Here is an 8,268-nt window from a genome sequence, read left to right as displayed (position 1 = left end):
ATGTTGTCCCATTCGGTGCCCCTTTCATGGACAGGGGTAAAGTACCCCAGTGTCCGGAAACAGGGACGAAGTCCAAATCCTTGTTTGAGTGTGTCGCTTCGTGTTAAGGGTGCCCTACCCCTTCCGGGGTAGAGCGGGGCCGCTTAGGCGGCTGCGTGTTGTTTCAAGAAGGCGAGGCCGATCTTGGCGGAGAGACCTCCCTTCTTGACCAGCTCGACGGCTTCGCGCCGTCGTTGCTGCAAGGTTTCCTGACTTATTTTCATCACCCCCTTTCTGAGCTGCGTTGGAAATCAGTATTCGCTGGGGCACATGATGGTCAGGACGCGACGCGTCACTGACGTGTCAAACGGGCGGTCGGAGCCGTATCTGTAATCCGCGTCATACAGATCGATTTTCCAGAACAGCTTTTGACCGCTGACTGTCACCGTTCCGAACGTGTGATCGCCATAAGGGTCATTGCCTTCATCAAACTGGTCATCCGACGCCACTGCAGCCAAAGCCGCAGTCTGAAATTCAATCCCTTCGCCGGACACGCCGGGCGTGACAAAAACCTGGCCCTGAATGCCTTTGGAGTGCATCTCAATGGCCGCAGTCGGATCGATCAGGGCTTTCCGAAACAGATCATTCTGTCCTGCGATCTTTGTCGCCTGAAGGCAGGTGTCGTTCTCGATGTCTGTTGTTGCTTCACTGTCCAAAACCGTCTCTCCTTTTGTGGTGCGACCTCCGGGGTTGATCCCCTTTGGTGCTGGTTTTGAGCCGAGCCCTGAAAGGACGTCGTCTCTAAAACCTGCCTCGTGGCGAACGCGGAGAGGGGCGAGACAGGACAAATCGACAAGAGTGGTGCGGCCCGCAGCGCACCGCGCGAGGACACGGTCTTGTCTATTTGTCTTGTCCGAGGGGGGAGGCCGCGCCTTCCCCCTGACGTCGAGTGGCGTTTGGCTTGTCCAAATCCCGCCTGACCAACAAAAGAAGCCAAAGGATCTTCGATCCTGCGGGAGCGCAAAAGGGATCGGCACCCGAACGGGCGGATCACCGCGGCATGGACCGAACATGAACCAAAGCCCCTGCCCCGGCTCGCATGAGACGGTTCAGGGGCTACTGGAAAGGGAGATCATGTCGGGGTGTTCTGGGTGGAAGCCGGCATGCCGGCTGAAACCTGGAGCCCGGTCACGAGGCGACAGGCTCGGGATTTGCCAAGGGACAAAGGCTGCAGCCCGAAATCACTCACCGACCGGGACATACCCTCGGCGGCGCTTTTGCTTTTCGAGTTTTTGGAGTGCAACAGTGGCCTGGGCTTCGTTGTCATATGTCACCATCATGGCCTGCCCGTTTGTGCCGATACGTCCCCAGGTCCGCAGGACGGACACTTCGCCAAACAGCGTCGGCTGCAATTCTATTCCATAGAACCGCGCCATGTTGACGTCCGGGGCCATATGGATCAGGTGGACAGGTGTGGTCGCTGACAGCTCCATGACGCGATTGTCGGTCAATTCAGCTCGTCTGTCCAATGACTTTGCAAGATCCATTCGTCGGAATGGATTCTGATCCTGAATGGAAAAGGACATCGAATAGATCCGCTGTTATTATCCCACCGTCCTGATCAATATGCAGGTAAGAGGATTGGCCATGTTTCGTCTTTTACTATTTTCGCTCGTAACAGGTCTTACTGCCAACGCGGGCACAGCGCAGACGCCGCCTTCGGTTGGAGAGATCGCGGATTACGAAGGTCTCTTCGCAGCCGCACACACCGGCAACGTAGAAATAATCCGGCAGCTGGTGGCGGCGGGGGCAAACGTCAACGCGCGGGACCTCCAAGGTCGCACCCCAGCCCATGTTGCAGCCTTCGCCTCGGAGGACGAAGCGTTGCGTGCACTCGCTGAGGCCGGTGCCGACATGAACGCACTCGAAGATCAGGCCTACGACGTTGTCACGATTGCGGCCGTTGCAAACGATCCAGAACTGATGGCGCTCGCAATCGAGTTGGGCAACGATCCCGGCCTGACGACCAGCCCTTATGAAGGAACGGCTCTTATAGCAGCCGCGCATCTTGGTCATGTCGAGATTGTCCGACGGCTGATCGCCGCTGGCGCGCCTTTGGACCATGTGAACAATCTGCACTGGACAGCAGTTATGGAAGCCGTTGTGCTTGGTGACGGCGGCCCAAATCACCTTGCAGTTCTGGATGCACTGTTGACAGCGGGTGCTGACCGATCGCTTGCCGATCGAAATGGAACTACACCACTCGAACACGCTGAACTACGCGGATTTGCTAAGATGGCAGAGCGGCTCAGAAAAGAGGACTGAAGCCCATCCAACATGCGGAAGCGGTAAGTTTCACCTTAAAGGCACCGATAGCAGCTTGGTTATCGAAGTGTCACACATGACCCAAAAAGGCCAATTTACGCCCGGACTCTGTCCGTTCAAACAATTCGCTGAGTTGACTGCCTAGTTTCGTTGCAATCGCCAGGAGTGTTCTGTCAGCTTCAAACCTTGCAACAGAGTCCAGTCATCATTGACCGGGTCGGGTGAAATCAGTTCAAGGGTGTGGATAGAGGCATCGTGGAACTCCTGATGGATATCCGAAAAAGCCTATGTTTGGACTCCATGGCACTTACTCAAATTCGGGTTGCGGCCAAAACGCTCGCTTTCAGGATGTCGGCCATATTAATATTTGGTCATGCCAAAGGATATTATAACTACAAAAGCTTTCATAACCCAGATCAAAGCTGCATTTGACGGATTTGACCCTCCCCTCAATGATGAACTTTTACATCCCGACTGCATGGACGATGTGGATATTCTTGAATTTTACGGAGGCGTCAGGTGGCCGGAGATGACCGATCAGATGATCATTCACGGATACGCTGCCCCCACAGCTTTCAGCGCAAAGGCATTTCAATACTACTTGCCCGCTTATCTGATCTGGACGCTTCGCAATTCGGGCAGCCCGGAATATGCCAATGAAAGCCATCTTCTGGCGCTGAATCCCGGTAGGTCAAAGGAAATGCTGCACGAGTTCAGGAAGTCCAAGTTCAGCCTTTTAACACCAGTTCAAGAGGAAGTAGTGGCACGGATTATGCATTATTTCACCGATCACCCCGATCTCGGTGAATTTGTGGAAATGGCATTGATGAACCACTGGATGGATGTCGAATTGCTGGAACCGGATTGATGGTCGCATCAAAACTGGGTTGCGATTTCGAAGTGTAATCTGCGATATCCGTCATCAAATCAGCTGTGTCAGCCATCCGTGTTTAATTGCGGAGGCCAGGTCGGATATTTCCCTATACTGCGCCAGGTCTGTCGCAAGTCGCCTTCAAAACTCCGTTTCGTGCCTTTGATATCAATCTTCTTTGGCTTGTTCCGCGTTAGCTTTGGTGAGGATCATTTTTTTGGCCAACGACACATGTCGCCGGAACGGCACCGTCAATGATTTTGATTTCTCTCACGTTCTCGTACCCGACAGCATGGAGCGCGTCCTCGATGCCGGAAATCATGCGGCGTGCGGCCGCAGAGGCATTCGCGTCAAGCCGCGGTTGATAAGTGGTCAGACAGAGGCCGCCCGGTGCCAGAGTATCAAACAGGGCACGAAAAAAACCGGATTTGTCGCTTTGAAACTGGATGACATTCAGCGAGTAAACGCGGTCGAATGTCTCCGGCCAAGCGGTGAGCAGGTCGATCCCCCCTTCTAATAAATCAACTCGGTTTGCGACGCCCTGTCTGCGCAGTCGATTACGGGCCTGACGGATCATCACTCCGGAATGATCAAGACCGACCACCCGGCCAGACGTCACGAGAGAGGCGCATCGCGACAGGGCGAGGCCAGGGCCACAACCAATTTCAAGCACCTGGCTGTGAGGGCGAAGATCCATTATCTCGACGGTCTTTTCATTTCGAAAGCGGTTCGACTTCCGCGCCGCCATGATCCGACCAGCCAGAGCACCCAACGGACCCGATGGATGACCGAACTGCGCTACGATCTTAGACTTCACTGACACTAGGAGTTGCCTGCCCGAGAAATCCACAGAGGCAACACCAGCAATGCGCCAGCCGAAAGGACGAGAATGCCGATGGCAATCGCATGGCGATACGCCATCTCAGGAAGACCCAAAAGCTCCACCGCAAAGATATTCCAGGACCAAAGGGCAACGACGCCCCAGACCAGCAGCGCGAAAAAGGCGATCCCGAAGGTCTTCCCGTGCCGTTTCGATTGCTGTGCCATGTCAGATTCCTTTCTCCATCATGGTTTCAATCGCTTCATTGAGGCGGGCCAGCAGGTGAACAGAAGCAGCGACGTCATACGTGGCCAGGGCCTCAGCCAACTCGGCCATCGGTGCTTCTTCCCGGGTTTGAATCTCTGCAAAGAGCTTTTTGCCCGCGGGTGTTGGAAGGTAGACTCCCGACCGCTTGTGATCCGGATTATCTTGCGCTTGGATAAGACGCTTCTCCAGCAAGGCGTTCATGTTCTTTTGGACATGTTGACGCGAGACACCTTTTGCCTTGGCGATTTCAGGAACCGTTTGCGGTGCCTTGATAACCAGCGCCTGAAGGACCGCCCGCATCGACGGGTTGATTTCCAGATCGCTGTGCAGGATTTCAGCGACGGATTTGAGCCGGTTGAATCCGGTCCGGATTTCTCTGATCAGCGCGACAAGCTCTTCTTGTCTTTCCGTCATACAAGGCTCCGAGCTTCCAATTGACAACTTGGGTGTCATAATTGAATATGACAACCTAGATGTCAAGTAGTGGAGGTGATAGTGTTCACCCAAACCCATCTTCTGGTCGGGGCTGCTGTCTTCGCCAGGCCGGGGAATCGTACAGTCGCGCTGGCAGGCCTGATAGGCGCGCTAGTGCCGGATACCGACGTGTGGGCGATGTTTGTCATCGAGCGGTTGCGGGGGGCCAGCGGATGCGAAGTGTTCCACTATCGTTACTGGGAACAGCCATGGACGACGCTTCAAATTCTGCTGAACTCGATCCCTGCATATCTCACCCTCATCACCCTGAGCGTCGTCTGTCTGCTCGTACCTACATTGTTGCCCCGCAAAGTAGTTTTGATTGTGATGGTATTTGCCAGCTCCGCGCTTTTGCATGTCGGGGCTGACTTCCTGCTGCACCATGAAGATGCGCGCGCGCAATGGATGCCGTTCACAAATTGGATCTTCCGCTCGCCAGTGTCCTATTGGGATCCACGCCATTACGGCCAGTATTTCCTGATCTTCGAGATCGGTTTGGGTCTAGCCCTCGCCATACCGATCGGTCTGCGTTTCCGGTCGAAGCGGGTATGTGTGGCGGTTACAATTCTGTCGCTTGGATACCTGGGTTCGATTACCGCTGGTCTGATGTCTGGTGGCGATCACCTTCGAGGCCCCGGGTCTTGCGAAATTCTTGAGAGCAATGCCGTCGCAAAGCGAGCGACTTCAACAAGCGAGTCGAATGCCGCTCCATGAAGGGATGACTATACCTGAAAAACAGTTCGTGCCGGTGTTTGGCGAAGCGTGGAGTGTATAGGGCGCCTTTGGACCATCCTGATTAGAAGTGCGGGGCACACGACACGCCCCGCACCAGTCTCTAACGACTGCCCGCTTTTCCGGGCATGTTCATCCGTTTGGACGCACGCGATGGTGTCTTCACACGCAGATCGCGCTGCGGCTTGGCTTTGGCTTTCACCAGCTTAGGGGATTTCGGTGTATCCTCCACAGCAGGAAGGGTCCGCCCGAAGGTGGTTTTTGGTGGTTTGAAGGGCATGATGCACCTCATGACAAAAGGAAGCTGAAGTCGCGCAGATGCTCGACTGCGAACGCCCACGATGGGCTAGCGCCGTATGTCCATTGTCAGAGTCCTCCGCAGGGGCGTTTCAATGCGCATTCTGCCAATCAAGGTCAGCGCGCGGCGGGATCAGAAAGTATGCTGGTCCATTGTTAGAATCTCCCTTGCGAATGTTGGGAACGTCTCAGACCAGGGATCATCTGTCAAACCTGCTCAATGAACGGCAGCAGTTGTTGGTAGGCAGTTGGGTGCTGGATAAAGCTGCCCTCAGATGATTTCACGTGAATATCTGCTATTTCTTACAAAGGACCAATCGTCACTAAGAAATGATGGCAGACCCGCCGCGACCGACAACCCGGAAAGACACGCTCCATGTCTGACACCATTCTTGCAGCTGAGCCGACCATCCGCCTTGTTGCCTTTCTGGGCATTCTGGCGGTCATGGCACTATGGGAAGTTGCAGCACCCCGGCGACGACGGGAATTACCACGCGTTGTGCGATGGACAAACAACCTGGCGCTCGTTGTGCTCGACACCGCGATCCTGCGGCTGACCTTTCCGATCCTCGCAGTTGGTCTTGCGGTGATGGCCGAAGACCGCGGATGGGGGCTCTTCAACAACATAGATGTACCGGTTTGGGTTGCCACCGCGGTCTCAATGCTGCTTCTCGATCTTGCGATCTATCTTCAGCACGTGATGTTCCACGCAGTACCGGGGCTTTGGCGGTTGCACCGGATGCATCACGCAGATCTTGATTTCGACGCGACCACAGGCTTGCGGTTCCACCCGGTAGAAATCCTCATCTCGATGGCGATCAAGCTGGCGGTTGTTGCAGCCTTAGGGCCCCCCGCTGTCGCCGTGCTCTTGTTCGAGGTCATCTTGAACGCGACCGCGCTTTTTAATCACGCCAACATTGATCTTCCGCGCCCGATAGATCGTTTCCTCAGATGGATCATCGTCACCCCGGACATGCACCGAGTGCACCATTCCATTGATCCACGCGAAACCAACTCGAACTTCGGCTTTTATCTACCCTGGTGGGATCGGCTCCTGGGAACTTACGTCGCGCAGCCTGCGAAAGGGCACAAGGGTATGGTGGTCGGCATCAAGCAGTTTCGCACGCGCCGCGACCTCTGGCTCGACCGGATGTTGATTCAACCCTTTCTCGGCCCAGCAAGTGGAGGTGCGCTTGATGCCCGCAGCCATCGGAAGCAATCTTCATCCATCTCATCCAAGCCGGGCGCCGACAAATAGATCCAAAGATGTGAACCGATGATCTTTTGCGGCCCTTACCGGACTTTCGACCTTGCTCTCGGATGCTGCGGTCGCACTCCGTATCGCCGCCATTCGCTGCAGATACGAAATCTTGGCCCTGGCAAACTCACATATCGCGGGCAACGCTAGCCTTTGTTTTTGTCTATGCGAGCGCACATCGTTTCATGATTTCATTGCCCAGTTTTTCAATCAAGCCAGCAAAATCCAAAACTGCCGCTTCACGGATTATGAGACGTTGACCGATTGTATATTGGGTGTCTTGACTGCGTGTTAAGTAATCCGCATCCACAATCCCCTGTTGATGCGCCAGAAGATGTCTTTGCTGATAATAGATCACCAGCCGATTCATAGCGTCGATACCTAGGATGCTTTCATAACTCGCGCCCAACTCGGCCTCCCACAACTCTGAACCTGTGTCGAGACGTTGGAAAGCGTTACGCTTAGCGGCGCGACCTGTCCGCCGTTCATAAAACTGCTCCGAGACTCTTTGGAACGACATGACGGTGTCCTGCATGGCCTTTTCAAGCAGCGTTTGCGCAATCACCTCCGCCTCATCTCGCGCCAATGTCTGTCTAAGCTGTGCTCTGAGCCCTGCTGCTGTCCGGATAGTTTCAAGCGTCTGCAAAAACGTATGGCTGGCAGAATTATTTCCACAGCTTGGACAAAAATATGCGGCGCCTACGTAGGAATATCTACACTCGCACTCCTCGCAGGTCGTTCTAAGTCTCATTGGGTTTGCGGCTGCTACCGGCAGCAAAACAGCGTCGCGACCGCCTGTCGCCTCCAAAGTTATGCTAACAAATGAATTTCGCTTGGCCCGGCGTTTAGATTCTGCCGCATCTGCCCGCATGGCAGAGTTGATACTGTTGGTAATCTGACCAAGTGCATACTCCTTGGCTGCTTCTATCTGCTCTCTGGTAAACCAAGATTGCGCATTGGCAGAATGCCCGCATGAAGGGCAAAAAACCTCTTCATCGCGAACAATATTTTTCCAATCCTCTTCAGCCACTTTGAATTGGAACAAGCAAGTTTCAGACGGGCATTCCTTGTCAAGAAACCCATCTGCGTCAGCCTCAAGAGGCACAGATATTTCTGTCGTTTCCGATAAGGCGCGTAATTGACGTTGCAGGTGCTCAAACATGTTTTACTCTTTGGCGGCTTTTAGATCTTGGCGCGAGGAGGGCATCCTTGAATTTAATCGCCTTGACAGTCCCTTACCTCAGA

At 54.4% G+C, this 8,268-nt stretch carries 11 protein-coding genes; 4 read left to right on the top strand and 7 right to left on the bottom strand.

Annotated features, from left to right (window positions below):
* Window positions 1-290: 290 nt before the first annotated feature.
* Both AC2FPW_RS04480 and AC2FPW_RS04475 read right to left on the bottom strand, forming a co-directional pair.
* Window positions 291-695, bottom strand: coding sequence for a DUF3768 domain-containing protein (locus AC2FPW_RS04480; protein ID WP_496812687.1), 405 nt, complete (start codon window positions 693-695; stop codon window positions 291-293).
* A 525-nt stretch (window positions 696-1,220) separates the two neighbouring features.
* Entirely contained in the window at window positions 1,221-1,565 is a 345-nt protein-coding gene (locus AC2FPW_RS04475) for a WGR domain-containing protein (protein WP_496812686.1), read from the bottom strand.
* A gap of 61 nt (window positions 1,566-1,626) precedes the next feature.
* On the opposite strand from AC2FPW_RS04475, the gene AC2FPW_RS04470 reads away from it, so the two are divergent.
* The gene (locus AC2FPW_RS04470; protein ID WP_496812685.1) at window positions 1,627-2,304 is read left to right on the top strand and encodes an ankyrin repeat domain-containing protein; all 678 of its coding nucleotides are present in this window, start codon (window positions 1,627-1,629) and stop codon (window positions 2,302-2,304) included.
* Window positions 2,305-2,677: 373 nt separating this feature from the next.
* Window positions 2,678-3,172 carry a DUF6714 family protein gene (locus AC2FPW_RS04465; RefSeq protein WP_496812684.1) on the top strand — a complete coding sequence of 165 codons (495 nt, stop codon included), beginning with the start codon at window positions 2,678-2,680 and terminating at the stop codon, window positions 3,170-3,172.
* 196 nt (window positions 3,173-3,368) lie between these two features.
* Here the strand turns inward: AC2FPW_RS04465 and AC2FPW_RS04460 are convergent, their stop codons facing one another.
* From AC2FPW_RS04460 to AC2FPW_RS04450, 3 genes are all read right to left on the bottom strand, one after another.
* Window positions 3,369-3,923, bottom strand: a complete 555-nt coding sequence (locus tag AC2FPW_RS04460) for a class I SAM-dependent methyltransferase (RefSeq protein WP_496812683.1) — start codon at window positions 3,921-3,923, stop codon at window positions 3,369-3,371.
* Window positions 3,924-3,997: 74 nt separating this feature from the next.
* A complete protein-coding gene (locus tag AC2FPW_RS04455) occupies window positions 3,998-4,222 on the bottom strand; it encodes a hypothetical protein (RefSeq protein WP_496812682.1) in 225 nt (74 codons plus the stop codon).
* A gap of 1 nt (window position 4,223) precedes the next feature.
* On the bottom strand, window positions 4,224-4,676 hold the full coding sequence (locus tag AC2FPW_RS04450) for a MarR family winged helix-turn-helix transcriptional regulator (RefSeq protein ID WP_496812681.1): 453 nt from the start codon (window positions 4,674-4,676) through the stop codon (window positions 4,224-4,226).
* An 81-nt stretch (window positions 4,677-4,757) separates the two neighbouring features.
* On the opposite strand from AC2FPW_RS04450, the gene AC2FPW_RS04445 reads away from it, so the two are divergent.
* Window positions 4,758-5,450, top strand: a complete 693-nt coding sequence (locus tag AC2FPW_RS04445; protein WP_496812680.1) for a hypothetical protein — start codon at window positions 4,758-4,760, stop codon at window positions 5,448-5,450.
* A 121-nt stretch (window positions 5,451-5,571) separates the two neighbouring features.
* Here AC2FPW_RS04445 and AC2FPW_RS04440 read toward each other — a convergent pair whose 3' ends face one another.
* Window positions 5,572-5,748: a hypothetical protein gene (locus AC2FPW_RS04440; protein ID WP_496812679.1), complete on the bottom strand. Its 177-nt coding sequence runs from the start codon at window positions 5,746-5,748 to the stop codon at window positions 5,572-5,574.
* A gap of 393 nt (window positions 5,749-6,141) precedes the next feature.
* Here AC2FPW_RS04440 and AC2FPW_RS04435 point away from each other — a divergent pair, with 393 nt between their 5' ends.
* Window positions 6,142-7,023: a sterol desaturase family protein gene (locus tag AC2FPW_RS04435; RefSeq protein WP_496812678.1), complete on the top strand. Its 882-nt coding sequence runs from the start codon at window positions 6,142-6,144 to the stop codon at window positions 7,021-7,023.
* 163 nt (window positions 7,024-7,186) lie between these two features.
* Here AC2FPW_RS04435 and AC2FPW_RS04430 read toward each other — a convergent pair whose 3' ends face one another.
* Window positions 7,187-8,185, bottom strand: coding sequence for a hypothetical protein (locus tag AC2FPW_RS04430; RefSeq protein WP_102859880.1), 999 nt, complete (start codon window positions 8,183-8,185; stop codon window positions 7,187-7,189).
* Window positions 8,186-8,268: the final 83 nt, after the last annotated feature.

Source organism: Ruegeria sp. SATB027 (assembly GCF_059613825.1).
This window is presented reverse-complemented; position numbering and strand designations above follow the sequence as displayed.

Coding starts and splice junctions, on each gene's coding strand:
- AC2FPW_RS04470 (WP_496812685.1), top strand. CDS start 1,627: ATGTTTCGTCTTTTACTATTTTCGCTCGTAACAGGTCTTACTGCCAAC.
- AC2FPW_RS04430 (WP_102859880.1), bottom strand. CDS start 8,185: ATGTTTGAGCACCTGCAACGTCAATTACGCGCCTTATCGGAAACGACA.
- AC2FPW_RS04460 (WP_496812683.1), bottom strand. CDS start 3,923: ATGGCGGCGCGGAAGTCGAACCGCTTTCGAAATGAAAAGACCGTCGAG.
- AC2FPW_RS04450 (WP_496812681.1), bottom strand. CDS start 4,676: ATGACGGAAAGACAAGAAGAGCTTGTCGCGCTGATCAGAGAAATCCGG.
- AC2FPW_RS04475 (WP_496812686.1), bottom strand. CDS start 1,565: ATGTCCTTTTCCATTCAGGATCAGAATCCATTCCGACGAATGGATCTT.
- AC2FPW_RS04440 (WP_496812679.1), bottom strand. CDS start 5,748: ATGCCCTTCAAACCACCAAAAACCACCTTCGGGCGGACCCTTCCTGCT.
- AC2FPW_RS04455 (WP_496812682.1), bottom strand. CDS start 4,222: ATGGCACAGCAATCGAAACGGCACGGGAAGACCTTCGGGATCGCCTTT.
- AC2FPW_RS04435 (WP_496812678.1), top strand. CDS start 6,142: ATGTCTGACACCATTCTTGCAGCTGAGCCGACCATCCGCCTTGTTGCC.
- AC2FPW_RS04465 (WP_496812684.1), top strand. CDS start 2,678: ATGCCAAAGGATATTATAACTACAAAAGCTTTCATAACCCAGATCAAA.